The organism is Pseudoxanthomonas sp. JC1303, from assembly GCF_058448525.1.
This window is the reverse complement of record NZ_CP185958.1, coordinates 3205665-3230002: the sequence shown is the minus strand read 5'-3', so window position 1 is coordinate 3230002 and position 24338 is coordinate 3205665. Positions and strand designations below refer to the sequence as shown.

20 protein-coding genes and 1 tRNA gene are annotated in these 24338 nt (G+C 69.6%); 14 read left to right on the top strand and 7 right to left on the bottom strand.

Translation table 11 applies throughout. From position 1 onward, the window contains the following. Positions 1-167: 167 nt before the first annotated feature. Positions 168-725 carry a riboflavin biosynthesis intermediates N-glycosidase gene (ybiA, locus tag ACORQU_RS14510; RefSeq protein ID WP_491645138.1) on the bottom strand — a complete coding sequence of 186 codons (558 nt, stop codon included), beginning with the start codon at positions 723-725 and terminating at the stop codon, positions 168-170. Positions 726-815: 90 nt separating this feature from the next. Further along, a tRNA-Arg gene (locus tag ACORQU_RS14505) sits at positions 816-892 on the bottom strand. 227 nt (positions 893-1119) lie between these two features. Between ACORQU_RS14505 and ACORQU_RS14500 the strand changes: the two genes are divergently transcribed. The 10 genes from ACORQU_RS14500 (at position 1120) to ACORQU_RS14455 (ending at position 13308) form a co-directional block, all read left to right on the top strand. Then, entirely contained in the window at positions 1120-1962 is an 843-nt protein-coding gene (locus tag ACORQU_RS14500; protein WP_491641805.1) for a cyanophycinase, read from the top strand. Between the two features lie 180 nt (positions 1963-2142). Continuing rightward, entirely contained in the window at positions 2143-4938 is a 2796-nt protein-coding gene (gene cphA / locus ACORQU_RS14495) for a cyanophycin synthetase (protein WP_491641804.1), read from the top strand. A gap of 2 nt (positions 4939-4940) precedes the next feature. After that, complete coding sequence (locus tag ACORQU_RS14490; protein ID WP_491641803.1) at positions 4941-6707, top strand: Mur ligase family protein; 1767 nt, start codon at positions 4941-4943, stop codon at positions 6705-6707. Between the two features lie 150 nt (positions 6708-6857). After that, positions 6858-8390, top strand: coding sequence for an L-piperidine-6-carboxylate dehydrogenase (amaB, locus tag ACORQU_RS14485; protein ID WP_271646552.1), 1533 nt, complete (start codon positions 6858-6860; stop codon positions 8388-8390). 241 nt (positions 8391-8631) lie between these two features. After that, positions 8632-9405, top strand: coding sequence for a class I SAM-dependent methyltransferase (locus ACORQU_RS14480; RefSeq protein WP_491641802.1), 774 nt, complete (start codon positions 8632-8634; stop codon positions 9403-9405). 10 nt (positions 9406-9415) lie between these two features. Next, positions 9416-9700: a DUF4190 domain-containing protein gene (locus ACORQU_RS14475; protein WP_491641801.1), complete on the top strand. Its 285-nt coding sequence runs from the start codon at positions 9416-9418 to the stop codon at positions 9698-9700. Positions 9701-9703: 3 nt separating this feature from the next. Beyond that, positions 9704-10759: a quinone-dependent dihydroorotate dehydrogenase gene (locus ACORQU_RS14470; RefSeq protein WP_491641800.1), complete on the top strand. Its 1056-nt coding sequence runs from the start codon at positions 9704-9706 to the stop codon at positions 10757-10759. After that, positions 10756-11796, top strand: coding sequence for a UDP-N-acetylmuramate dehydrogenase (gene murB, locus ACORQU_RS14465; RefSeq protein ID WP_491641799.1), 1041 nt, complete (start codon positions 10756-10758; stop codon positions 11794-11796). Before ACORQU_RS14470 ends, murB begins: the two co-directional genes overlap by 4 nt. Further along, positions 11796-12707: a DMT family transporter gene (locus ACORQU_RS14460; RefSeq protein WP_491641798.1), complete on the top strand. Its 912-nt coding sequence runs from the start codon at positions 11796-11798 to the stop codon at positions 12705-12707. The genes murB and ACORQU_RS14460 overlap by 1 nt, the downstream gene beginning before the upstream one ends. 28 nt (positions 12708-12735) lie before the next feature. Beyond that, positions 12736-13308 carry an HD-GYP domain-containing protein gene (locus ACORQU_RS14455; RefSeq protein ID WP_333909495.1) on the top strand — a complete coding sequence of 191 codons (573 nt, stop codon included), beginning with the start codon at positions 12736-12738 and terminating at the stop codon, positions 13306-13308. A gap of 112 nt (positions 13309-13420) precedes the next feature. Here ACORQU_RS14455 and ACORQU_RS14450 read toward each other — a convergent pair whose 3' ends face one another. Then, positions 13421-13543: a hypothetical protein gene (locus ACORQU_RS14450; RefSeq protein WP_491641797.1), complete on the bottom strand. Its 123-nt coding sequence runs from the start codon at positions 13541-13543 to the stop codon at positions 13421-13423. Positions 13544-13552: 9 nt separating this feature from the next. Between ACORQU_RS14450 and ACORQU_RS14445 the strand changes: the two genes are divergently transcribed. Next, entirely contained in the window at positions 13553-14245 is a 693-nt protein-coding gene (locus ACORQU_RS14445) for an aspartate/glutamate racemase family protein (RefSeq protein ID WP_271646559.1), read from the top strand. Between the two features lie 7 nt (positions 14246-14252). Here ACORQU_RS14445 and ACORQU_RS14440 read toward each other — a convergent pair whose 3' ends face one another. Next, positions 14253-14951 (bottom strand): phosphatase PAP2 family protein, encoded by a 699-nt coding sequence (locus ACORQU_RS14440; protein ID WP_491645137.1) that lies wholly within the window; start codon positions 14949-14951, stop codon positions 14253-14255. Further along, on the bottom strand, positions 14944-16221 hold the full coding sequence (gene ispG / locus ACORQU_RS14435; protein ID WP_491641795.1) for a flavodoxin-dependent (E)-4-hydroxy-3-methylbut-2-enyl-diphosphate synthase: 1278 nt from the start codon (positions 16219-16221) through the stop codon (positions 14944-14946). Before ispG ends, ACORQU_RS14440 begins: the two co-directional genes overlap by 8 nt. 121 nt (positions 16222-16342) lie before the next feature. Between ispG and xseA the strand changes: the two genes are divergently transcribed. Next, on the top strand, positions 16343-17686 hold the full coding sequence (xseA, locus tag ACORQU_RS14430) for an exodeoxyribonuclease VII large subunit (RefSeq protein WP_491641794.1): 1344 nt from the start codon (positions 16343-16345) through the stop codon (positions 17684-17686). A gap of 183 nt (positions 17687-17869) precedes the next feature. Here the strand turns inward: xseA and ACORQU_RS14425 are convergent, their stop codons facing one another. Continuing rightward, the gene (locus ACORQU_RS14425) at positions 17870-19108 is read right to left on the bottom strand and encodes an AcvB/VirJ family lysyl-phosphatidylglycerol hydrolase (RefSeq protein WP_491641792.1); all 1239 of its coding nucleotides are present in this window, start codon (positions 19106-19108) and stop codon (positions 17870-17872) included. Positions 19109-19292: 184 nt separating this feature from the next. Here ACORQU_RS14425 and ACORQU_RS14420 point away from each other — a divergent pair, with 184 nt between their 5' ends. Next, complete coding sequence (locus ACORQU_RS14420) at positions 19293-20996, top strand: vWA domain-containing protein (RefSeq protein WP_491641791.1); 1704 nt, start codon at positions 19293-19295, stop codon at positions 20994-20996. Between the two features lie 133 nt (positions 20997-21129). After that, positions 21130-21378, top strand: a complete 249-nt coding sequence (locus ACORQU_RS14415) for a hypothetical protein (protein WP_491641789.1) — start codon at positions 21130-21132, stop codon at positions 21376-21378. Positions 21379-21388: 10 nt separating this feature from the next. Here ACORQU_RS14415 and ACORQU_RS14410 read toward each other — a convergent pair whose 3' ends face one another. Continuing rightward, a complete protein-coding gene (locus ACORQU_RS14410) occupies positions 21389-24301 on the bottom strand; it encodes an EAL domain-containing protein (protein ID WP_491641787.1) in 2913 nt (970 codons plus the stop codon). Between the last annotated feature and the right edge of the window lie 37 nt (positions 24302-24338).

Below are 24338 nucleotides of genomic sequence, written 5' to 3'. Positions count from 1 at the left end.
CGTCATGGGCGGCTATGGAACCCCATGCGTGAAAGCCCTGTCAAGCACTGTGGAACAAGCGCCTCTGCACTTGTCAATATCGTTTCACGCGCAACTTCGCAGACGCGACGCCAAGGACGGTGAAGCGTGCCCAAGGCGCCCTTCAATGGAAGGCCGAGGATGTCGAGCTATCGACAAAAGAGGTGCTCGCGCACTGCCATCAGCGCAAACCCCAGGAGCTTGAGGCCTTCCCAGGCAGCAGGGTCTTGTATGCCAGGTGCGTCTGCAGCCAGGCCAATTCCCCAGATCGAATCCATCGGACTCGCTTCGACCAGCACCCTGCCTTCCGTACTGCAGAGGAACCCGGCCAGGCGCTCATCCTGACCGAACTTCGCCAGGTTGCCCTGGACGACGATGTCGAACCTGTGTCGTGACCAAGTGGCTTCGTCGAAGCCCACGACCTCGCGGCCATGCGCCTTGGCTGCGCCAGGACTTCGTGATGCCAGCACGCGCGCGAGTGCGGCGAGATCCCCGAACAATCTTGCCTTCTCCGCCATCATGTAGTGCTCGGCAGTGGGATACCTGATGCCATCCAGCTCAAATGAGGCTTCGTACCACTGACTGAAGCAGGCATTCGATGGCGCGCCATCGGGACGTGGACGATGCCCCCAGAAGCAGAGATACGAAAACGCCTCACCCGTTGCGGCGCGGGTGCGCAGCTGATCGATTGTGAGAGGAGGTGGCACGCTCAAGCCTCGATTCGACTGAATTGACCCGCAGCCCAGGTTGATGCACAGCCATACAACCGGCGGCCATCACCGCGACGCAGTCGCAGTTGGTGACCCCGAGTGGATTCGAACCACTGACCTTCCCCTTAGGAGGGGGACGCTCTATCCAGCTGAGCTACGGGGCCGGCCGCGCCATTGTAGCCGCATGCGCCGGGCGCACGGCAGCACGAAGCCGCTGCCCACATCGCCTTAGCGCGTGCGTGCTAACGTTTCGGCTGGCCTGGGGATCGCCCATGATCGTCTGGCCGATTGGGGGAGAACCCGGGGTGTCGGTTCCTTGCAGGCCGGCGCCCGCAGCGCGGCAGATGCCGCGCGCCAAGACCTCTTCCACGACAGGAGCCGCAGCGCCGTCATGTGTCCGAGCAAGGTTGCCCAAGGCGACGAACGCGGCTGGATCGTCCCCATCGGCGGTGCCGAGAACAAGGACGGCGACCCGCGCATCCTGGCGCGCTTCGTGGCGCTGGCCGGCGGCCCGCGCGCCGAGATCCTGGTCATTCCCACCGCCAGCCAGCTGCGTGATGCGGGATCGCGCTACGCGCAGCTGTTCGGGGAACTGGGCGCGCAGCGGGTGGAGGTCGTGGATTTCCAGACCCGCCACGACGGGCATGATCCCGAGCGCCTGGCACGCATCGAGCGGGCCAGCGCGATCTTCTTCACCGGCGGCAACCAGCTGCGGCTGTCCTCCGTGCTGGGCGGCACGCCGGCCGCGCAGCTGATCCGGGCGCGCAACGCCGCCGGGATCACCGTGGGCGGGAGCAGCGCCGGGGCGGCGATCCTGTCCGAGCACATGATCGCCTACGGCAGCGAGGGGGCGTGCCCGCGCGCAGACAGCGTGCACCTGGCCCCAGGGCTGGGGCTGACCAACCGTTTCCTGATCGACCAGCATTTCCGCCAGCGCGACCGCCTGGGCCGGCTGCTGGCGGCGCTGGCCTACAACCCGTTCGCCGTCGGCATCGGCCTGGACGAGGACACCGCCGCCTTCATCGGCCCGGACAACACGCTGGAGGTCGAGGGCTCGGGCTCGGTCACGGTGGTCGATGCGGGCGAGCTGGGGTTTTCGTCCATGGCCGATGCCGGCGGACGCGATCCGGTGTGCATGCTCGGCCTGACCCTGCACGTGCTCATCGCCGGAGCGACCTTCGACCTGGCCACGCGCACGGCATCGCCCGGTGCGCTGCTGGCGGAACGAACGTGAGCCAACGCCGGTTGACGCAATTGCGAGACACCACGCCGCGCCTGGGCAGGTGCGGGGCAAGCAACAAGGAGAGCGCTGATGTTGATAAGCAGCCCAATGACGACGCGGCACCGCGCGCGGCCATTCGCGCTCCTTGGACTTGCCGTGTCCCCGCTCTGTCGCGTTGACGGAATCTAGGCCATGCGCATCCTGGAACGCGCGGTCTACGTCGGCCCGTCGCTGTATGCACACTTTCCGGTCATCCGGCTGGTGGTGGACCTGGAGGCGCTGGCGGACTGGTCGAGCGCGCGCCTGGGCGAGGAATTCGTCACGGGCGTGCTGGCCGCGCTGCCCGGTCTTGGCGCACACGGCCATGGCGGCGATGAGCGCGGCGATCTGGCCAGTCGCATGCGTGCCGGTGACGGCGTCGGGCTAGGCGAGATCCTGGCGGCGGCGGCCGTCGAACTGCAGCGGATCGCGGGCGAAGACGTAACCTTCTTCCGCAGCCGTGCCATCGCGGGCCCTTCGCCCCCCCTGCACGAAGTGATCTACGCCTACGCGCAGCGTGAGGAGGGCCTGGCGGCCGCTGCGCTGGCGCTGAAGTTGCTGGCCTGGCAGGTCCCCGAGGCGCTGCGCGGCAGCGAGGCGGTCGCCGCTGACTGGCAGTGGGACACCGCGCGGATCGACTTCATCCGTTACGCCCAGCGGCGCGCGTTCGGCCCGTCGACCGCTGCCCTGGTCAAGGCCGCCGAAGTGCGCGGCATCCCCTGGCTGCGGCTCAACGCCCAGTCGCTGATCCAGTTCGGCCACGGGCGCTACCAGCAGCGCATCCAGGCCACGATCACCGGCCGCACCTCGCACATCGCCGTCCAGCTGGCCAGCGACAAGGAAGAAACCAACACCCTGCTCGCCGGCCTCGGCCTGCCGGTCCCGCGGCAGGTGCTGGTCACCAACGCGCAGGGGGCGGTGCGCGCGGCACGCCAACTTGGCGGCGCGGTAGTGACCAAGCCCTACAACGGCAACCACGGCCGCGGGATCAGCATCGACCTGCACACGCCGGAACAGGTCATCGCCGGCTTCGAGGCCGCGCGCCTGCATTCGCGCTCGGTGATCGTGGAGACCTTCATCGCCGGCGACGACCATCGCCTGCTGGTGGTCAATGGCGAACTGATCGCCGCCACCCGGCGCACGCCCGGCCACGTGGTCGGCGACGGCGTGGCCGATATCGCCGAGCTGGTGGACCGGGTCAACGCCGACCCGCGCCGCGGCATCGGCCACGAGAAGGTGCTCACCCAGCTGGAGCTGGACGACCAGGCCGACCTGATGCTCGAGCGCCTGGGCTACCACCACTTCACCGTGCCCGCCGCCGGCGAGGTGGTCTATCTGCGTTCGACCGCCAACCTGTCCACCGGCGGCACCGCCACCGACGTGACCGATCTGATCCATCCGGACAACCGCGACATGGCCGTGCGCGCGGTCAGTGCGATTGGCCTGGACGTGGCCGGCGTGGACTTCATCAGCCCGGACATCGGTGAGAGCTACACCAAGGTGGGCGGGGCGATCTGCGAGGTCAATGCCGCCCCGGGCCTGCGCATGCACGTGGCGCCCAGCGAAGGGCAGCCGCGCGACGTGGGCGGGCCGGTGCTGGACATGCTGTTTCCGCCCGGCAGCCCGGCGCGCGTGCCGATCGCGGCGATCACCGGCACCAACGGCAAGACCACCACCGCGCGCATGCTGGCGCACATCGCCAAGATGGCCGGACGCACGCCGGGCATGACCACCACCGACGGGGTCTACATCGACGGGCGACGCACCGTGGAAGGCGACATGACCGGCCCGGTCGCCGCGCGCATGGTGCTCGGCGATCCGCAGATCGACATCGCCATCCTGGAGACCGCGCGCGGCGGCCTGCTGCGCGCCGGCCTGGCCGTGCCGGAGGTCAATGTCGGCGCCGTGCTCAACGTGGCATCCGACCACCTGGGGCGGCAAGGCATCGACACCCTGCCCCAGCTGGCGCAGCTCAAGCGCATCGTGGTGGAGGTGGCCCGCGACTGCGCCGTGCTCAACGCCGATGACCCCAACGTGATCCGCATGTCCGCCCACACCGATGCGCGCGCGGTCTGCTACGTCACCACCAATCCCTCGCACGCGCTGGTCCGCGCGCACATCCGCGCCGGCGGCCGCGCCTGCGCGCTGGAGGCCGGCGTCAACGGCCAGATGATCACCCTCTACGACGGCGGTCGGCACATCCCGCTGATGTGGACTCACCTGATCCCGGCCACGCTGGAAGGCCGGGCCACGCACAACGTGTCCAACGCCATGTTCGCCGCGTCCCTGGCCCACGCGCTGGGATTGAAGCTGGATGCCATCCGCCAGGGGCTGCGCACCTTCGACACGACCTTCTTCCAGGCGCCGGGGCGGATGAACCTGTTCTCCGAGCACCCGTTCAAGGTGTTGATGGACTACGCCCACAATGCGCACGCGGCCAGCGCGATCGCCGATCTGGCCGGGCGCATGGACGTGAGCGGGCGGCGCATCGTGGTCCTCACCGGACCGGGTGACCGCCGCGACGCGGACCTGGTGGAGATCGCCCGCGCGGTGGCGGGGCGCTTCGATCATTACATCGTGCGCCGCGACGACGCGCTGCGCGGGCGCGGACCGGAAGAGGTGCCGCGCATCCTGGCCGAGGCATTGCGCGAGGCCGGCGTGCCCGCCTCGGCCATCGAGGTCATCCCCGACGAGCAACAGGCGGTGGACGCGGCCCTGCGCCTGGGCCGCACCGGCGACCTGGTCGTGGTGTTCGCCGATGCGCTGGCGCGCACCTGGAAGCAGATCACCAAGTTCCGCCCGGCCGGCGCGCCCGGGGCGCACCACACCGCTGCGGTCGGCCGTGACCCCATGCTCGACGTTGGCCTGGAGCCGGAAGCCCTGCCCGACGGCGTGGTCCGCGATGCACGCGGGCTGGTGTTCGCGCGACCGCCCGGGGCGGATGGGTGAGCATGTCCGGGCTTCCGTTCCACGAATCGCGCCGACTCACCGGCTGCAACGTGTATTTCGCCGGCCCCGGCACCGCGCTGGAATCCGCGCCGGGGCTCCCCCTGGACGACGCCGCGCCGCGCCGCTGGCGCGCCCTGGTGCGGCAGATGCGCCGTGCGCTGGGCTGGCCGGACGATGCACTGCACGTGCGCCGCCACGCTAGCGGCGTAACCCTGGCCTTCGCTGCACCGCTGGACCAGCTGCACACCGCCACCGTTCTCAACGAGTGGGCCTGGTGGCAGGCCTCCGGCTGCGCGGCCATCCCCTTCCACGCGCCGGGACATCCCGCCACCTGGGACATCACCGCCGCCCTGCCAAGCCTGCGCGCGGCAGCCGCCGCCGAGGCCATGCCGGCCCTGGTGGCGCTCAAGGCCGAGGCCGATGCGCGCGCGCTGGCCTTCCTCCTGGACGACGACGAATTGACCCTGGGCAGCGGTCGCGGCAGCCGCAGCTGGTTCCTGGATGAGCTGCCGACGCCGGCCGAAGTGCCATGGGCGCGCCTGCACGACATCCCGACCGCACTGGTCACCGGATCCAACGGCAAGACCACCACCGTGCGCCTGCTGGCCGCCCTGTGCGCCGCGCACGGCTGGCGCTGCGCCTACAGCTGCACCGATGGGGTGTTCATCGAAGGCCATGCGCTGGATACCGGCGACTTCTCCGGCCCCACCGGCGCACGCATGGCCCTGCGCCAGGCAGGTGCCCAGGCCGCCGTGCTGGAAACCGCGCGCGGCGGCCTGCTGCGCCGCGGCCTGGCCACCTGCCGGGCCAGCGTGGCGGTGGTGACCAACGTGGCGACCGACCACTTCGGCGAGTACGGCATCCACGGATTGGACGACCTGGCCGCGGTGAAGCTGACCGTGGCCCGGGGGATCGGCGCCGGCGGGCGGCTGGTGCTCAACGCCGACGACCCACGGCTGCGCGCTCAGGCCGAGGCCTTGTCCTGTCCGCTGGCGTGGCACTCGCAGGATTTCGAGCACCCGTTGCTGCGTGCCCAGCGCGCGCGGGGCCAGCCGGCCTGCGGGCTGCGCGACGGACATCTGTGGCTGTCGCTGGCCGGCGTCGACCACGACCTGGGCGCCACGGCCGACATGCCCCTGAGCCTGGGCGACCGCGCCGGCTACAACCTGGACAACCTGGCCTCGGCGGCCCTGGCCGCGGCCGCGCTGGGCATCCGCCCGGACGCCATCGCGGTGACCTTGATGCACTTCGGCAACGATCCGCACGACAATCCGGGCCGCCTGCAGCACTGGACCTTCGGCCGGACCCAGGTCTATCTGGACTATGCGCACAACCCCGACGGCCTGCATGGATTGCTCGACGCCGTAGGCGCCGGCGAGCGCGAAGGGCGCCTGGCCGTAGTGCTGGGCCATGCCGGCAACCGCGAGGACGCCGACCTGCGCGCGGTCGCCGCGACCGCCGCGGCCTACCGACCCGAACTGGTGGTGCTCAAGGACATCGCCGGCTACGAACGGGGCCGTGCCAGCGGCGAGGTGGCCGGCATCATGCGCGCGCAGCTGCTGGCCGACGGCATCGCGCCCTCGGCCATCGCCCTGCACCTGAACGAGGTCGACGCCGCGCTTGCACCCCTGATGTGGGCGCGCGATGGCGACCTGCTGGTCCTGCCCGTGCACGAGCTCGCGGCCCGCGAACGCGTGGTCGCCCTGCTGGATGCACTGGCCCAGCAGGGCTGGCGTCCCGGCCAGCCGGTGCCACGCCCCGCCCCGTAAGCGCTCGTCCGCCGATGGGACACGCCGCGGCGCCAGGGCCTGCATACGAACCAGCGCGCGGGAGGCGGCCGGCGCGCCCTGTTAAAATCACCGGCCGCGCCGCGTCCCCCCACGTGCGGCCACTTCTTTCGCATCAAACACGGAGTCTCCATGTCATCTGACCTGCTCAAGGCCCTGGGCCTTGGCCCGACCAATTCCGGCACCTACCTCGGCCAGGGGGAATGGTCGACCACGACCGACGCCGGCGTGCTGGAATCGGTCAACCCGACCACCAACGCCGTCATCGCCACGGTCCATGCCACCGGCAAGTCCGACTACGACACGGTGATCGAACGCGCCCAGGCCGCCTTCAAGACCTGGCGCACCACCCCGGCGCCGCGCCGCGGCGAAGCCGTGCGCCTGTGCGGCGAGGCGCTGCGCGCCAACAAGGATCTACTCGGCTCGCTGGTCGCCCTGGAAATGGGCAAGTCCAAGCCCGAGGGCGATGGCGAGGTGCAGGAGATGATCGACATCGCCGACTTCGCCGTGGGCCAGAGCCGTATGCTCTACGGCTACACCATGCATTCCGAGCGCCCCGGCCACCGGATGTACGAGCAGTACCACCCGATCGGCCTGGTCGGCATCATCAGCGCGTTCAACTTCCCGGTCGCGGTGTGGGCGTGGAACGCCTTCCTGGCCGCCATCTGCGGCGACATCTGCATCTGGAAGCCGTCCAACAAGACCCCGCTGACCGCGCTGGCCACGCAGAAGATCTGCAACGCCGCGCTCAAGGACGCCGGCTTCCCGGACCTGTTCTTCCTGGTCAACGATGCCGGCATCGAACTGTCCCAGCAGTTGGTCGACGACACCCGCGTGCCGCTGATCAGCTTCACCGGCTCGACACAGGTCGGCCGCATCGTCGGTGAGCGCGTGGCCCGCCGCATGGGCCGCAGCCTGCTGGAGCTGGGCGGCAACAACGCCATCATCCTGGATGAGACCGCCGACCTGAAGCTGGCCGTGCCAGGCATCGTGTTCGGCGCGGTCGGCACCGCCGGCCAGCGTTGCACCACCACCCGCCGCCTGATCGTGCACACCTCGATCTACGACACCGTGCTGTCCACCCTGGTCAAGGCCTACAAGCAGGTCGAAGGCAAGATCGGCGACCCGCTGGACGCGGCCAACCTGATGGGCCCGCTCAACAGCAAGGACGCGGTCGATGCGTTCCTGAAGTCCGTGGAAGCAGCCAAGGCCGCCGGTGGCACCGTGGAGACCGGGGGCATGGCACTGCCACGCGAAGGCAACTTCGTGCTGCCGACGATCATCTCCGGCCTGAAGAACACCGACGCCATCGTCCAGCACGAGACCTTCGCCCCGATCCTGTACGTGATGCCCTACGAGACGCTGGACGAGGCGCTGGACATGCAGAACGGCGTGCCGCAGGGCCTGTCCTCGGCGATCTTCACCAACAACCTCAAGTCCGCCGAGAAGTTCCTGTCCGCCGCCGGAAGCGACTGCGGCATCGCCAACGTCAACATCGGCACCTCCGGTGCGGAGATCGGCGGTGCGTTCGGCGGCGAGAAGGACACCGGCGGCGGACGCGAATCCGGCTCTGACGCGTGGAAGGCCTACATGCGCCGCCAGACCAACACGATCAACTACTCCGATTCGCTGCCGCTGGCCCAGGGCATCAAGTTCGATCTGTAAACCGCAGGGCCGGCCTCCCAGGGCCAAACCCTGCATCGCAACGGCGCCGCATCCCGGCGCCGTTGTCGTCTCTGCGGACGACGACGCACTGACGCCGGGCTTGCATTTGCGCGACCGGCACCTGGACGCCGGGCTGTTAAAATCCCGGTGCTGTCCCGCGCACCGCGCGCTGGTTGCCGTCCATCGCTGCCCGCTGGCGGGCAGGCGATGTTTCCCCCGACTGAGCACTGCCAGGATCCCCGTGACGCTCGATTCCACCGAACGCTTCACCACCCGCGTGGCCGATTACGTGCGCTACCGGCCGGACTATCCAGCGGCACTGCTGGACTGGCTGCACGGCGAACTGCGCGTAGCGGCCGATGCGCCGGTCGCCGATATCGGAGCCGGCACCGGCATCTCCAGCAAGCTGTTCCTGGATGGCGGCCATCCGGTGACCGCCGTCGAACCCAACGCCGCAATGCGCGCGGCCGCTGTGGAGTGGCTGGGCGGCGAGGAACGCTTTTCGGCAGTGGCCGGCACCGCCGAAGCCACTACGCTGGCCGATGCCAGCGTCGGTCTGGTCACCGCCGCGCAGGCCTTCCACTGGTTCGACCACGACGCCGTCAAGGCAGAGTGGTCGCGCATCCTGCAACCCGGCGGACTGGCGGTCATCTTCTGGAACTCGCGCCGGCTGACCGGTACGCCGTTCCTGGAAGGCTACGAGCGGCTGCTGCTGGACTACGGCCTGGACTACACCAGCGTGGCCGAGCGCTACAACGACGATGCGTCGATGGCCGCCTGGTTCGGCGAGGGCCTGCGCGGCAGCGCGCGCTTCGACCACGGCCAGCGGCTGGACTTCGATGCGCTGCGCGGACGACTGCTGTCCTCCTCCTATGCCCCGCAGTCGGATCATCCCCGGCATGCGCCGATGCTGGCAGCGCTGCGCGCGCTGTTCGATGCCACCGCGGTCGATGGCGCGGTGTCCTTCGACTACGACACGCGCGTGTTTGCCGGTACGCTTGCCAACGCTTCCTGAGGATCCCCCGATGAATACCCCCGTCCGCTCCACCAGCAGCCTGGCCGTGGTCTCGCTGGTCTTCGGCATCCTGGGCTGGACCCTGATCCCGGTCATCGGCGCCATCGTCGCGGTCATTACCGGTCACATGGCCCGCGCCGAGATCCGGCGCAGCGCCGGCCTGCTGGAAGGCGACGGCCTGGCGGTGGCCGGGCTGGTGCTGGGCTGGCTGTCCATCGCCCTGGGCGTGGCCGCGCTGGCGATCTTCCTGCTGTTCTTCGGCGGCGTCGCCGCGCTGGCCATCTTCAACTCCTGACCCATGTACGGACTCGCCCGCCCCTTCCTGTTCGCCCTGGATGCCGAGCGTGCGCACGGCGCCGGGCTGCGCGCCATCGAGGCCGCCTACCGCACCGGCACCTCCGCGCTGCTGGCGCGGCGGCCCGCGCCGCTGGTGACCAAGGCCTTTGGCCTGGCGTTCCCCAACCCGGTCGGCCTGGCCGCCGGACTGGACAAGAACGGCGCGCACATCGATGCGCTGCTGGCGCTGGGTTTCGGCTTCGTCGAGGTCGGCACGGTGACCCCGCGCCCGCAGCCGGGCAATCCCAAGCCGCGGATGTTCCGCCTGCCGCAGCAGCGGGCGGTGATCAACCGCCTGGGCTTCAACAATGGCGGGGTGGACGCGCTGATCGCCAACGTGCAGCGTGCGCGCCGCCAGGGCGGGCTGCTGGGCATCAACATCGGCAAGAACAAGGACACGCCCAACGAATCGGCCGCCGACGACTACCTGTTCTGCCTGGAACGGGTGTATCCGCTGGCCGACTACATCACCGTCAACATCTCCTCGCCCAACACCGCCGGCCTGCGCGAGCTGCAGGAAGAACAGGCCCTGCGCCAGCTGATCGGCACCCTGCGCGAGGCCCAGGAGCGCCTGGGCGCCCAGCACGGCAAGCGCGTGCCGATGCTGGTCAAGGTCGCCCCGGACCTGTCCGACGCCGACATCGACGCGGTCTGCCGGGTCCTGGCCGATCTGTCGGTGGATGGGGTGATCGCCACCAACACCACCGTGGCCCGCAACCTGATCCACACCCATCCGCACGCCGCGCAGGCCGGCGGCCTGTCCGGCGCCCCCCTGATGGGCCAGGCCACGCTGGTCCTGCGCCGCATGCGCGCGCGGCTGCCCGACACCATCCCGCTGATCGGCGTGGGCGGCATCACGTCCGGTGCCGATGCGGTCGCCAAGGTCTCCGCCGGCGCCGCCCTGACCCAGCTCTACACCGGCCTGGTGTACCGCGGCCCGGCCCTGGTGCACGACTGCGTGGAAGCCATCCGCCGCCGCCGCGAGCATCCCAGCGGCGGCCCGGTGGCCCCGGTATGAGCGCCCCCTGGCGTCTGACCGAACACGCCCCGCTCCGCTCCCGCAACACCCTTGGCATTGATGCGCAGGCGCGCTGGCTGCTGGAGGTCGCTCAGCTACCCGCCCTGCCCGCCGCACTGGCCCTGCCAGAGCTGAGCGAGCAGCCGCTGCTGCCGATCGGCGCGGGCAGCAACCTGCTGCTGGCCGGCGACCTGGACGGGGTGGCCCTGGCCTTCACCGCGCGCCAGGTCGCCATCGTCCAGGAAGACGCCGACCAGGTCCTGGTCCGCGCCGAAGCCGGCCTGGACTGGCACATGCTGGTGCTGTGGACGCTGGAGCACGGCCTGTGCGGGCTGGAGAACCTGGCCCTGATTCCCGGCACCGTCGGCGCCAGCCCGATCCAGAACATCGGCGCCTATGGCGTGGAGGTCGGCGAGCGCATCGACAGCGTGGAGGCCTGGGACACCCGCGCCAGCGACTTCTGTCGGCTCTCGCGCGCCGAATGCGCCTTCGGCTATCGCGACAGTGTGTTCAAGCGCCAGCCCGGGCGCTGGATCATCACCGCGGTGACCTACACCCTGAGCCGCACTGCGCATCTGCAGCTGGACTACGCCGGCCTGCGCGCCGAGCTGGCCGACATGGAGATCGCCAACCCCACCGCACGCGAGGTGGCCGAAGCGGTCATCCACATCCGCCGCCGCAAGCTGCCCGACCCGGCACTAATGGGCAACGCAGGGAGCTTCTTCAAGAATCCGATCGTGCCGGCGTCCATCGCCGAGCGACTGCAAGCCAAGCACCCGGGCCTGCCGGTGTTTAACGGGGATGCCGCCGACACGCGCAAGCTTTCGGCCGCCTGGCTGATCGAGCAGGCCGGCTGGAAGGGCCATCGCCAGGGCGATGCCGGCGTTTCTCCCGACCACGCCCTGGTGCTGGTCAACTACGGTCAGGCCAGCGGCGCGCAGCTGCTGGCGCTGGCACGGGACATCGCCGCCTCGGTGCATGCGCGCTTCGGGGTGGACATCGAGCCGGAACCGCGCATCGTGGGACAGACCTGGTGATGGCGCCGGTCCAAGCCGCGCCGCTGCGCGCGGCCCTGCTGATGCTGGCCAGCACGCTGTCCTTCGGCCTGATGGCCATCAGCATCCGCCTGGCCTCGGCCACGGTGGAGACCACCGAGATCGCCTTCTTCCGCAATGCCTTCGGCCTGCTGGCGCTGCTGCCGGTGATCCTGCGCCCGGGCAAGCCGCTGCCGCGTACCGCGCACCTGCCGCGCTACCTGGTCCGCACCGTGATCGGGCTGTGCTCGATGCTGTGCGGGTTCTGGTCGATCGGCCACTTGCCGTTGTCCCAGGCGGTCTCGCTGTCCTATTCCACGCCGCTGTTCGTGACCATCGCCGCGGTGTTCTGGCTGCGCGAGAGGGTTCACGTGCGCCGCTGGATGGCCGTGGCCGCCGGCTTCACCGGCGTACTGGTGATCGTGCGCCCGTGGTCGGAGGCCTTCAGCCCCGGCCTGCTGGTGGCCGTGGCCGCCGCGGTGATCAGCGCCATCGTGGCCATCCAGATCAAGCAGCTCTCGCGCATCGATGCGCCGGACACGGTGGTGTTCTACACCTACCTGTTCTGGGTGCCGATGTCGCTGGTGCCGGCGCTGTTCCAGTGGCACTGGCCGCAGGGTATGACCTGGCTGTGGCTGGTGGGCTGCGGCATCTTCGGCACCGGCGGCCAGCTGCTGTGGACGCGCGCGCTCAGGCTGGGCGAGGTCTCGGCCTTGCAGCCGATCAGCTTCATGCAGCTGCCGGTGGTGATCGTGCTGGGCTGGTGGCTGTTCGGCGAGACCCTGGACCTGGCCACGGCCGTCGGCGCGGGCATTATCCTGGCCTCCACCGCCTACATCGCCCACCGCGAGGCGGTGCTGGCAAGGCGCGCGGCGACCCATGCCCCATCCGAAGGCGCCAAGCCCGGCGAATAATCCCACTCGACCCTGGGTGTCACCTCTCTTGCAAGGTTCACTCGACGCACTCTCGATGGCCCTGGCCGAACGTGACCTGGGCACCCATGACCACAGCGACCGGGTCGGGCAGCTCAGCCTCGCGTTGGGCCAGGCCTGCGGCCTGACCTCCGCGGAGCTGAAGCAGCTGGCACTGGCCGCGCGCTTCCACGACATCGGCAAGATCGGCATCCCGGACCGCGTCCTGCTCAAGCCCGGCGTGCTGGATGCCGGGGAACGCGCGCTGATGTCCGAGCACTGCGAACGCGGCGCACGGATCTTCCTGTCGACCGAGCGTCAGGACGCGGCATGCATCGCCGCGATCATCCGCGGCCATCACGAAGCCTGGGACGGCAGTGGCTACCCGGACCAACTGGCCGGCGAAGCCATCCCGCTGCTGGCCCGCATCGTGCGCGTGGCCGACAGCTACGACGCGATGATCTCGGCGCGCCCGTATCAGCGGCCACGTGCGCATGCCCAGGTCATGCATATCCTGCAGCAGGAGCGCGAGCGCAAGTTGGACCCGGCGATCTTCGACCACTTCACGCGGCTGATCGCACACCACCCGTGGCGCAGCCCATGACCGGCATGCTGCGGACGATCGCCAGGCGACTGCGGCGGCCGGCGCTGACCGGCGCCGGCAGGCTCCTGGGGGCGTGGCTAGAGGCCGGGGACTACGCCTACACGCCGGCCTACTACGCCAGCCAGGCATCGTCGTCCTCATCTTCTTCATCGTCATCCTCGTCCGGCGGCGGCAGCTCGGGCGGCGGCGGCGCCAGTTCGAGTTGGTAGGCGAGAAAGGGAAGCAGCTGCGGCACAATGGCGCCATGAAGACCATCGGCATGATCGGCGGCATGAGCTGGGAATCCACCCTGCCCTACTACCGCCTCGTCAACGAAACCGTCCGCGACACCCTGGGCGGGCTGCACTCGGCACGGGTGCTGCTGCACAGCGTGGATTTCCACCAGATCGAGGCCTTGCAGCATGCCGGCGACTGGGACGCGGCCGGCGAGGCGATGGCTGAGGCCGCACGCGCGCTGCACGCCGGCGGCGCGGACTTCATCGTGTTGTGCACCAACACCATGCACAAGGTCGCCGACGCGATCACCGGCGCCACGCCCTTGCCGCTGCTGCACATCGCCGACGCCACTGCCGATGCACTGGCCGCTGCCGGCATCGCCCGCGTGGGCCTGCTGGGGACGCGCTTCACCATGGAGCAGGACTTCTACCGCGCGCGGCTGCAGGCGCGCGGCTTCGAGGTCCTGGTGCCTGAAGAAGAAGACCGCGGACAAGTCCACCGGATCATCTACGACGAACTCTGTCAGGGCGTGATCCGCGACGACGCGCGCGCAACCTACCGCCAGGTCATGGCCCGGCTGGCCGCGGCCGGTGCGCAGGGCATCATCCTGGGTTGCACCGAGATCTCGCTGCTGGTGGACCAGACCGACGCGGATGTGCCGCTGTTCGACACCACCACCCTGCATGCACGCGCCGCGGCGCTGCACGCGCTGGCCGCCTAGGCCCGGATCAATCCGACTGCGGGGTCTCCGGCGTCTTCCACGGCCGCCGGTGACCACGGAACACGGCCGCATACACGCCCACCGTCCAGGCGATCGCGGCGGTCCAGCCGCCCAGGATGTCCGAGGGGTAATGCACGCCCAGGTAGATCCGCGAGAGCCCGACCAACAGCGCGAACAGCGCGGTGATGGTCAAGACCGGCCAGCGTCCGCGCGTGCCCCAGGTCAGCAGCACCAGCACGGTGACCAGGGTCATCGAGCCCATCGCGTGCCCGCTGGGAAAGCTGAAGGTGTCTTCCGGCGAGATCGACTCCCATAGCGTGGGCCGGGCGCGGCCGAAGGCCTGCTTGGTCGCCAGGTTGAGCAGCGCCGAACCGACCACGGCCACGCCGACGAAGGTCGCCTCGCGCCAACGACGCAGCGCCAGCAGCACGATGAGCAGCACGCTGTTGAAGACGATCACGCCCTGGTAGCCGGCCCAGGTGATCTTGAGGAATGCCTGGTCCAGCCACGGCCCGGACGCGGCCTGGGCGTGCAGCAGCAAGGGCGTGTCGAAGACGAAACTCTCCGATTCGTGGACCTCTTCGCCCAGTTCGGCGAAGCCCCACATCGGCAGGCCGATGGCCACGAACAGCAGCCCCATGCGCCAGCCGATGCGGCGCAGGGTGTGGCCGATGAGCCGCACCCCTTCGGCGAAGACCTTAACCAGCACTACGCGCGTAGTGCGTGTCGACGTATTGGTCGATCAGCGCGACGAATTCATGGGCGATGTTCTCGCCACGCAGGGTGACGGTTTTTTCGCCATCGACGAACACCGGTGCCGACGGGGCCTCACCCGTGCCCGGCAGCGAGATACCGATGTTGGCGTGGCGCGACTCGCCCGGGCCATTGACCACGCAGCCCATCACCGCCAGGGTCATGTGCTCGGCGCCGGGGCGGGTGATCTTCCATTCGGGCATCTTGCCGCGCACATGCTCCTGCACGACCTTGGCCAGCTCCTGGAAGAACTCCGAGGTGGTGCGCCCGCAGCCGGGGCAGGCGGTGACCATCGGGGTGAAGGCGCGCAGGCCAGTGGTCTGCAGCAGTTCCTGGGCGACGATGACCTCCTGCGTGCGCGAGGCGCCGGGCTCGGGGGTCAGCGAGATGCGGATGGTGTCGCCGATGCCTTCCTGCAGCAACACCGCCAGCGCCGCCGAGGACGCCACGATGCCCTTGGAGCCGATGCCGGCCTCGGTCAGGCCCAGATGCAGGGCGAACTGACTGCGGCGCGCCAGGTCGCGATAGACCGCGATCAGCTCCTGAACCCCGGAGACCTTGGCCGAGAGCACGATGCGATCGGCCGGCAAACCGATCTCCACCGCCCGATGCGCCGAATCCAGCGCCGAACGGATCAGGGCCTCGCGCAGCACCGCGGTGGCCTCCCACGGCTGGGCGCGCTGGGCGTTCTCGTCCATCAGCGCGGCGGCCAGCGACTGGTCCAGCGAACCCCAGTTGGCGCCGATGCGCACCGGCTTGTCGTACTGGATCGCGAACTCGATCAGCTGGGCGAACTGGGTGTCGCGCTTCTTGCCAAAGCCGACATTGCCCGGATTGATGCGGTACTTGGCCAGGGCCTGCGCGCACGCCGGCTCGTTGGCGAGCAACTGGTGGCCGTTGTAGTGGAAGTCGCCGATGATCGGGACCTCGATGCCCATCATCGCCAGCTTGTCGACGATGCGCGGCACCGCGGCGGCCGACTCGGGATTGTTGACCGTGACCCGGACCATTTCCGACCCCGCGCGCCACAGATCGGCGACCTGCTTGACGGTGCCGGTCACGTCGGCCGTGTCCGTATTGGTCATGGACTGCACCACCACCGGCGCCCCGCCCCCCAGCCGGACCTTGCCCACCTGCACACCGTGGGTGTGACGGCGGGGTTGGGCACCGGCGGTCACGGGCGTGGATTCGGAGGCGGGCGATTGGGTTGGAATGGCGTTCATGGGAAACATTTTAGCCCCTGGCAGGTGTGGGAGCCGCCACGGCGGCGATGGCGCCTGACCATGAAGGCCTCTCGCCGCCATGGCGGCTCCCACACCTGCGCGCCGCTACACTGGCGCGCTGATGAACGACCTGCCCGCCCGCGATGTCCTCACCCCGTCCCAGCTCAATACCCTGGCCCGCGACCTGCTGGAAGGCAGCTTTCCGGCGATCTGGGTCGAGGCCGAGCTGGGCAATGTCACCCGTCCCGCCTCCGGGCACCTGTATTTCACCCTGAAGGACGCGCGGGCGCAGGTGCGCTGCGCGATGTTCAAGCCCAAGAGCAGCTGGCTGAAGTTCGTCCCGCGCGAAGGCCTGCGCGTGCTGGCGCGCGGACGGGTGACGCTGTACGAGGCACGCGGCGAGTATCAGCTGGTGCTGGATCACATGGAGGAAGCCGGTGAAGGCGCACTACGCCGGGCCTTCGAGCAGCTCAAGGCAAGGCTGCAGGCCGAGGGCTTGTTCGATCCGGAACGCAAGCGGCCGCTGCCGGCCTTCCCGCGCCGGCTGGCGGTGATCACCTCGCCTAGCGGTGCGGCGGTGCGCGATGTGATCAGCGTGCTGGGCCGGCGCTTTCCGCTGCTGGAGGTCGACGTGCTGCCCACTCAGGTGCAGGGCGCCACCGCCGCCGCGCAGATCGCAGCGCTGGTGCGCGCAGCCGGTAACAGCGGCCGCTACGACGCGGTCCTGGTGACCCGCGGCGGCGGCTCCATCGAGGACCTGTGGGCGTTCAACGACGAGGCGCTGGTTCGCGCAGTGGCCGACTGCGCCGTGCCGGTGGTCTCGGCCGTGGGCCACCAGACCGACTTCACCCTGTGCGACTTCGCCGCCGATCTGCGCGCGCCCACGCCATCGGCTGCGGCCGAACTGCTGGTGCCCTCGGTCGCCGACCTGGGCACGCGCCTGCGCGGCCTGGGACGGCGTCTGCACACCCTGCATGCGCATCGCATGGACCGCGTGCACCAACGCGTGGATCGCGCGTGGCTGCGCCTGCAGGCGCAGGGTCCCCAAGCGCGTCTGCAGCTGATGCGCCGACGTCACGCCGAAGCCTTGCGCCATCTGCAGGCGCAGTGGCAGGTGCAGTTGGATCGCCGCCAGGCACGGCTGCGCCACGCCGACAGCGTGCTGCGTGCGCATTCGCCGCAGCGCCGCCTGGCCGCATTGGCCGAACGCCTGGCCGCGTTGCAACCGCGTCCGCGAGCCGCCATCGCCCGCCAGCTGCAGCGCGACACGCTGCGGCTGGGTGGGCTGGTGCGTTCGCTCGAAGCGGTCAGCCCGCTGGCGACCGTGGCGCGCGGCTACGCGCTGGTGACCAAGGACGACGGCACGCTGGTGCGTTCGACCACACAGGTCGCCGCCGGCGACCGGTTGAACGCGCGCCTGACCGACGGCCAGCTCACCGTGCAGGTCCTGCCGCCGCGGGACTGACCGATCAGGGCCGGCGTCTTGCCACGGCCGGCCTTTCAGCCGCCACGTTTCACTTTCACTCCCGCAAGCACCCACGCACGCGCGTGCCCCAAGCGCGCAACGTCGCCCGGCCCGAGGCCATCGACCAGGTGCAGGCATGTGGTGATGTCATCAGCGCGGCAGAACGCCGGACGCGCCCGCACCTCACCCCGATGGCGGTCGGCCCGCGCTGTCATTGCGCGAGAAGTTGGCGCGCAGGCGCTCGACCATCGCCGGGATGTTATGGTCGAAATGATGGCCACCGCGGGTCTTGGCAACGCGAATGCCTTGCGCGGCCAGCGTCGGGCACAGGGTGTCCCTCTCATGCTCGCCATACACGCACAACAGCTCGCCGGGCGGCACTTTCGCCAGCTCCGGCGCGACCGGCACATCGTCGGAGGACGGCGTGCCCAGCCAGTCGCCCACCGACACACGGAACGACGCCGCATGCCCCAGGCCCAGCAGCGAAATCGAGCGCACGCTGGCGCGGGTGGCCGGTGGCAGGCGGTTGTAGAGGAAGGGCATGGCGTCGGCGCCAAACGAGTAGCCGATCAATTCCACTTCGTCTGCATGCCAGCGCTGGCGGTATTCATCGATCACCGCGGCCAGGTCGGCAGCGGTCTGATCGGGTGTCCGCCGCGACCAGAAGTAGCGCAGGCTGTCCCAACCCACCACCGAAACCCCCTGCGCGCGCAACCCGTTGCACACGCCCTTGTCCAGACTGCGCCAGCCACCATCGCCGGACATGAAGATCGCCAGGCGATGGCTGCCGGCCGCCGGCAGCTCGATCAGGGGCAGGCCGCGAAACGCCGGCTGCGGCCGCGGCAGGTGCGCCACCACCGTATCGGCCACCGACTGCTCCCCGACCCGTTCCAGCACGAAGCCCTGCTCGGCCGAAGACGGCGCTACCGCGCAACCCGCAGGCGCCGCCGATGCGGGCCCGTTCAACACCGCGCCAGCCACGGTCTGCGGCAGCGCATTGGCCACCGCCAGTCGCGCCAACGCACTGCCCTGCGCATCTGCGCCGACCAGCATCGGGGCGAAGTAGGCATCCGCACCGCTCTGACGCATCAGACGCCGGCCCACGCGCTCGACATCGTTGGCGACCAGCGCGCAGTGCTGCGGATCGAGGTGCGTCAGCACTTGGCGGGCCGGCACCAGCGCCACCAACAGACCACGATCGGCCAGCGACTGCGCCAGCTGCGCGGCCGTTCCGTGCGAGCGCACACGTTCGGCCATCATCACCACCACGCCACGCGGCGTGCCGGCCGGCTGGAAGGTCAGCGCCATGCCGAACGGCTTGCCCAGGTGGTCACGGCGCAGATGCGCGGCCACGGCCGCACCGGCGGCAAGGCTCAGCAACAGGACCAGCAGCGTCCAGCGGGCCCAGGGGCGGATACGCATCGCGGTTCCTGACGGAAGGAAAAGGTGGCGCAGCCTAGCGCCAGGTTGCGGCCAACGCGCACACCGGCCTTGCGCCCGTTTCGCCGCGGTTGAGCTGGCCTGGGCCGCACACGAGGCACCGGTGCAAACCCCGTTGCGGCTGCCCGCGCGTTTGCAGGTCTGTCCATCCCAGGAAGCCACCGACATGCTCCGCACGCCTCGCACCTGTCTGTCCCTGCTGACCGCCGCCACGTTGGTGGCTTGCTCCTCCGCGCCCCTGTCGCCCTCCGCCCGCAACGATATTCCAGCGGCCGAAGCCGCCAAGCTCGCCACTTACCCGGCTCAACGCGACCAGGCCTTCCAGCTGACCGCGCCCGTGGCGCCACCCGCCCCGCCTGCGCCAGCACTGCAGCGCGCCGCCCCCATGGCGATGTACGAAATGCTGATGCCCGCCCCCGCGCCGCCCCCGATCAATACCGAGCGCTATGCGCGCCACGACGACAACCCGGTCCAGCGGACCGCCGAGCAGCCGGTCTCGACCTTCTCCATCGACGTCGATACCGGCAGCTACAGCAACGTGCGGCGCATGGTCCAGCAGGGCCAGCGGCCGCCGGCCGACGCGGTGCGCACCGAGGAATTCATCAATTACTTCGACTACCACCTGCCCGCGCCCGCCAGCCGCCACACGCCGTTCAAGGTCACCACCGAACTGGCGCCCGCGCCATGGAATGCCCAACGCCAGGTGCTGATGATCGGCATCAAGGGCTACGAGTTGCCCAAACGGGACCTGCCGCCGTCCAACCTAGTGTTCCTGATCGATACCTCCGGGTCGATGGAGGCGCCGGACAAGCTGCCGCTGCTCAAGCGCTCGCTGGCACTGCTGGTGCCGCAGTTGCGCGCGCAGGACCGGGTGTCGATCGTGGTCTACGCCGGCTCGGCCGGGCTGGTGCTACCGCCAACGCCGGGCAACCAGCACGACACGATCCTGGCCGCGCTGGATCGGCTGGAGGCCGGCGGCAGCACCAACGGCGGCGACGGCATCCGCCTGGCCTATGCGATGGCGCGGCAGGGCTTCGTCCCCGGTGGCAGCAATCGGGTCCTGCTGGCCACCGATGGCGACTTCAACGTCGGCACCGTCGACCAGCGCGCGCTGGAGACGCTGGTCGGTGATGCGCGCAAGTCCGGCGTGGCGTTGAGCACCCTGGGTTTCGGCCAGGGCAATTACAACGACGCACTGGCCGAACGCCTGGCCGATGTCGGCGATGGCCAGCACGCCTACATCGATTCGGAGAAGGAGGCCCGCAAGGTGCTGGTGCAGCAGATGCAGGGCACGCTGCTGACCATCGCCCGCGATGTGAAGATCCAGGTCGAGTTCAACCCGGCCGCGGTCGCCGAGTACCGCCTGATCGGCTACGAGAACCGCCTGCTGCGACGCGAGGATTTCGCCAACGACCGCGTCGATGCCGGCGATATCGGCGTTGGCCACGAGGTCACCGCGCTTTACGAGCTGACCCCGGTCGCCTCGAAGGCCCCGCGCCTGCCGGCGTTGCGCTACGGCCCCGCGCCAGCGCCCGCGGGCGACGCGCATGAGATCGCCGACCTGCGCCTGCGCTACAAGCTGCCCGAGGCCACGCAGAGCACGCTGATCGACACCCCGATCCTGGCCACCTCGGCCACCACGCACCCCAGTGATGCCCTGCGCTTCGCCAGCGCGGTGGCCGGCTATGCCAACCTGTTGCGCGGAGGCAGCGGCCTGGACGGCTGGAATTGGGAGCAGGTGCGGGCGAGTGCCAACGCGGCACGCGGCAAGGACCCGGATGGCCTGCGCGGCGAATTTATTGCCCTGATCGATCAGGCCCAGGCGTTGACCGTGCCCACCGCGGCGATGGTCCAGACCGATTTGGAGTGACTTGGGCGGTCGGACGTTAAGGGGAGCTGCACAACGCCCAGACTATCCTGAGCCGGTTGTGTTAACCGGCTGTCCTATCAACATGCGTCTACGCGTCACGCTCCCGTTTTCGCGATGCAGCCCGTGGATACCCGTGCTGTCGCTGGCGCTTGCCGCGCCAGCGGCCTGGGCCAGCGAGGGCCAGGCCCAGACGAACCTGGGCGTGTCCCTGCGCGTGGTGGATGCATGCACCATCCAGCACGCGGGCAACACCGCGTCACTCCAGGTCCACTGCAGCCCGCTGGTCGCCCGACCCGCCGTCCTCGTGCACACCGCGCCCGCGTCGCCGGTAGGCAAGGTGCGCGCGGATGAGGCGCCGATGCGAGTGGATGTGATCTTCTAGCGCGGCAGCGTCAGCCCAGCGCCTGGCCAAGCACCGGACCCGGCCGCCCCAGGAAGTAACCCTGGGCGTGGTCGCATTCCAACTCGCGCAGCGCCTGCAACTGCGCGGCCGTCTCCACTCCCTCGGCGATGCTCTCGATGCCCAGGGTATTGCCCAGCGCCAGGATCGCCCGGACCAGGCCCAAGCTCTCTTCGCTGTGCGCGCTCCCCAGCCCGGCAATGAAGCTGCGGTCGATCTTCAACGCCGAGATGGGGAAGCGCTGCAGATAGGAAAGCGCAGAGAACCCGGTCCCGAAATCGTCCAGTTGGGCAAGCACGCCGTGCGTACGCAGCAACTGCAACATGCGCAGCGTGCGCGGCGCATCGTCCAGCAGCGCCATCTCGGTGATCTCCACGCGCAGTTGCGCGGGATTGGCACCGGCATCGCGCAACAGCGCCAGCAGACGCTCGGCGAAATCCTGAGCCCGGAAGTGGCGCGGCGAGACATTGACCGAGACGTAGCCGTCCATGCCTTGCGCGATCCGCCGGGCGACCTGTTCGTACAGCAGCCAGTCGACGTGCTCGATCAGGCCACTCTCTTCCCCAAGTGAAATGAACGAGGCCGGCAGCAGCAGGCCGCGGCGCTCGTGGTGCCAGCGCAACAAGGCCTCGTGACCGATCACCTTCCCGTCGCTGATGCGCACGATGGGCTGGAAGTGCGGCACGAAGTCGCCCGACTTGATGGCCCGGCGCAGGTCCGCCTCCAGGTCCAGGCTCTGCATCGCCGCCTCGCGCATGGCCTGGTCGAACACCGCGCTGCGGTCGCGCCCCTCGGCCTTGGCCCGGTACATCGCCGCGTCGGCGTCACGCAGCAACTCCTCGCCACTCTGGTAGCTGGCGTGCCAGGCGGCGATGCCTACGCTGGCGGCCGGAAACAACTCACGCCCGGCCACCCACATCGGCCGGTTCAGCGTGGTCAGCAGGCGCGCGGCGAAGTCCACCGCTTCCTGCGGATCGACGCGGTAGCCGATGACCATCGCAAATTCGTCGCCTCCCAGCCGCGCGACCAGATCACCCTCGCGGACCTGCGAGGTGATGCGGCGCGCCACCTCGATCAGCATTTCATCGCCGGCCGCATGGCCGATCGAGTCGTTGACCAGCTTGAAGCGGTCCAGGTCCATGAACAGCACCGCGAACTCGTTGCCCGGCTCGGCGTGGGCGCGCGCGATCGCCGCGGCCAGGCTGTCCAGCAGGAAGGCACGGTTGGGCAAGCCGGTCAGGGCATCGTGGGTGGCCTGATAGGTCAGGCGCTGTTCGGCGCGCAGGCGTTCGCCCATCTGCGCCATCAGCTTGGCGTTGGCTTCGGCCAGTTCGAAGGTGCGCTCCTCGACCCGGCGCTCCAGTTCCAGATGGGCCGCGCGCAACGACTCGCGCGCACGCTGACGGACCAGGCCATTGCCGATGTGGTGGGCCACGAAGGACAGCAGGTTCTGGTCATGCGCGCTGTAGCGCACCTCGGGCGAGTAACTCTGCACCACCACGCAGCCACGCACCTCGCCACTGCTCTGCAGCAGCGGCACGCCCAGCCAGCTGTGCGCCGGCGGGCCATGCTGGACCACCGCGCCGCTGCGGCTGAGCGCGGCCACCAGCTCCGGATCGGCCAACAGCGCCCTGGCACTGTTGATGACATATTCGGTCAGCCCGTTGCTGGCCTTCCGCGACTGGCGCATCGGATCGCGCTCGTCGATGGAGTACGGGAAGTGCAGCGTCTTGCCGTCCTCGTCCAGCAGCGCGATGTAGAAGTTGCGCGCCACGATCAGTTCGTCCACCACCCAGTGGACCGCTTCGTAGAACTGCTCCAGCGTCGGGGAGGTATTGGCCAGATCGGTGATGCGGAACAGGGCGCCCTGCAGCTTCTCGGCGCGCTTGCGCTCGACGATTTCGGCCTGCAGTTCGCGGTTGGCCAACTGCAGCTCACGGGTGCGCTCCTGGATCCTGGCCTCCAGCTCCTCGTGCGCATGGCGACGGTCCATCGCGGTCAGGATGTGCTGGGCCACATAGGACAGCAGCGCACGATCCTCGTCGGTATAGCTGGCCGGGGTGTCGTAGCTCTGCACCACGATCGCCCCGCACACGCGGTCATCGCGACGCATCGGCACGCCCAGCCAGTCCTGGCTGTCCGGTCCATGGCTGGGATCGGGCGGCACTGACAGACCGATCCGCTGGCGCACGGCCACCGAGGGCCCCCGCAGCGGTTGTCCATGGCGCAGCAGCGCCACGGTCATGCTGCTCTGCATTTCCTCCTCGCTGAACTCGCGGTCCGGATCGGCCACGTAGGGATCGATCAGATCGGCGAAATACAGGAACCGCAGCGTGCGCCGCACATCGTCGTAAAGGACGATGTAGCAGTTTTCCGCATACATCAGGGTGCCGACCACCGCGTGGATGCGGCGCAGCATGTCGTGCATCTCCAGATCGGCACTGGCGACATCGGCGATTTCGTACAGGGCCTGTTGCAGACGCTTGGACTTTTCCAGCGACAGCACCCGGGCACGCGAGCGGGCCGTCTCCAGCGACGAGGCCACCAGGGCCTTGGCCGCTTCCAGCCAGGCTGGGGCCTGGGATGGCGCGAGCGGCTGACCCAGGCTGGCGGCCACGGCCATGCGCGCGTTGCCCTGTGGATTGGACCAGGCATGCAGCAGCAGGGTCGGATCGCCGTCTGTACGGGCGGCGTTGTTGTCCCAGAGGGACTGCTCGGCCGCCCGCCGCAAGCCGGGACTGGCCCCGGCGGTCGCCGTGCTGCCCGCCCCCACCGCCCAGTCGCGCCAGTAGGCCACCACCTGCGAGCCGGCCGGCAACAGGCCGCACAGCACCTGCGCCAGGGCGTCAGTCGCCACAGCGTCGACACCGGTCTGCGCTTGGGCAGTGGCGGTCTGGCCAGACATCAAGATTCCCCATGTTCGCTTGGCGCCCACACGGGCG

Bases quoted from the DNA above. Each gene is read 5' to 3' on its own strand.
- ACORQU_RS14500 (WP_491641805.1), top strand. From the start codon at position 1,120: ATGTGTCCGAGCAAGGTTGCCCAAGGCGACGAACGCGGCTGGATCGTC.
- cphA (WP_491641804.1), top strand. From the start codon at position 2,143: ATGCGCATCCTGGAACGCGCGGTCTACGTCGGCCCGTCGCTGTATGCA.
- ACORQU_RS14490 (WP_491641803.1), top strand. From the start codon at position 4,941: ATGTCCGGGCTTCCGTTCCACGAATCGCGCCGACTCACCGGCTGCAAC.
- amaB (WP_271646552.1), top strand. From the start codon at position 6,858: ATGTCATCTGACCTGCTCAAGGCCCTGGGCCTTGGCCCGACCAATTCC.
- ACORQU_RS14475 (WP_491641801.1), top strand. From the start codon at position 9,416: ATGAATACCCCCGTCCGCTCCACCAGCAGCCTGGCCGTGGTCTCGCTG.
- ACORQU_RS14470 (WP_491641800.1), top strand. From the start codon at position 9,704: ATGTACGGACTCGCCCGCCCCTTCCTGTTCGCCCTGGATGCCGAGCGT.
- murB (WP_491641799.1), top strand. From the start codon at position 10,756: ATGAGCGCCCCCTGGCGTCTGACCGAACACGCCCCGCTCCGCTCCCGC.
- ACORQU_RS14460 (WP_491641798.1), top strand. From the start codon at position 11,796: ATGGCGCCGGTCCAAGCCGCGCCGCTGCGCGCGGCCCTGCTGATGCTG.
- ACORQU_RS14445 (WP_271646559.1), top strand. From the start codon at position 13,553: ATGAAGACCATCGGCATGATCGGCGGCATGAGCTGGGAATCCACCCTG.
- ispG (WP_491641795.1), bottom strand. From the start codon at position 16,221: ATGAACGCCATTCCAACCCAATCGCCCGCCTCCGAATCCACGCCCGTG.
- xseA (WP_491641794.1), top strand. From the start codon at position 16,343: ATGAACGACCTGCCCGCCCGCGATGTCCTCACCCCGTCCCAGCTCAAT.
- ACORQU_RS14425 (WP_491641792.1), bottom strand. From the start codon at position 19,108: ATGCGTATCCGCCCCTGGGCCCGCTGGACGCTGCTGGTCCTGTTGCTG.
- ACORQU_RS14420 (WP_491641791.1), top strand. From the start codon at position 19,293: ATGCTCCGCACGCCTCGCACCTGTCTGTCCCTGCTGACCGCCGCCACG.
- ACORQU_RS14410 (WP_491641787.1), bottom strand. From the start codon at position 24,301: ATGTCTGGCCAGACCGCCACTGCCCAAGCGCAGACCGGTGTCGACGCT.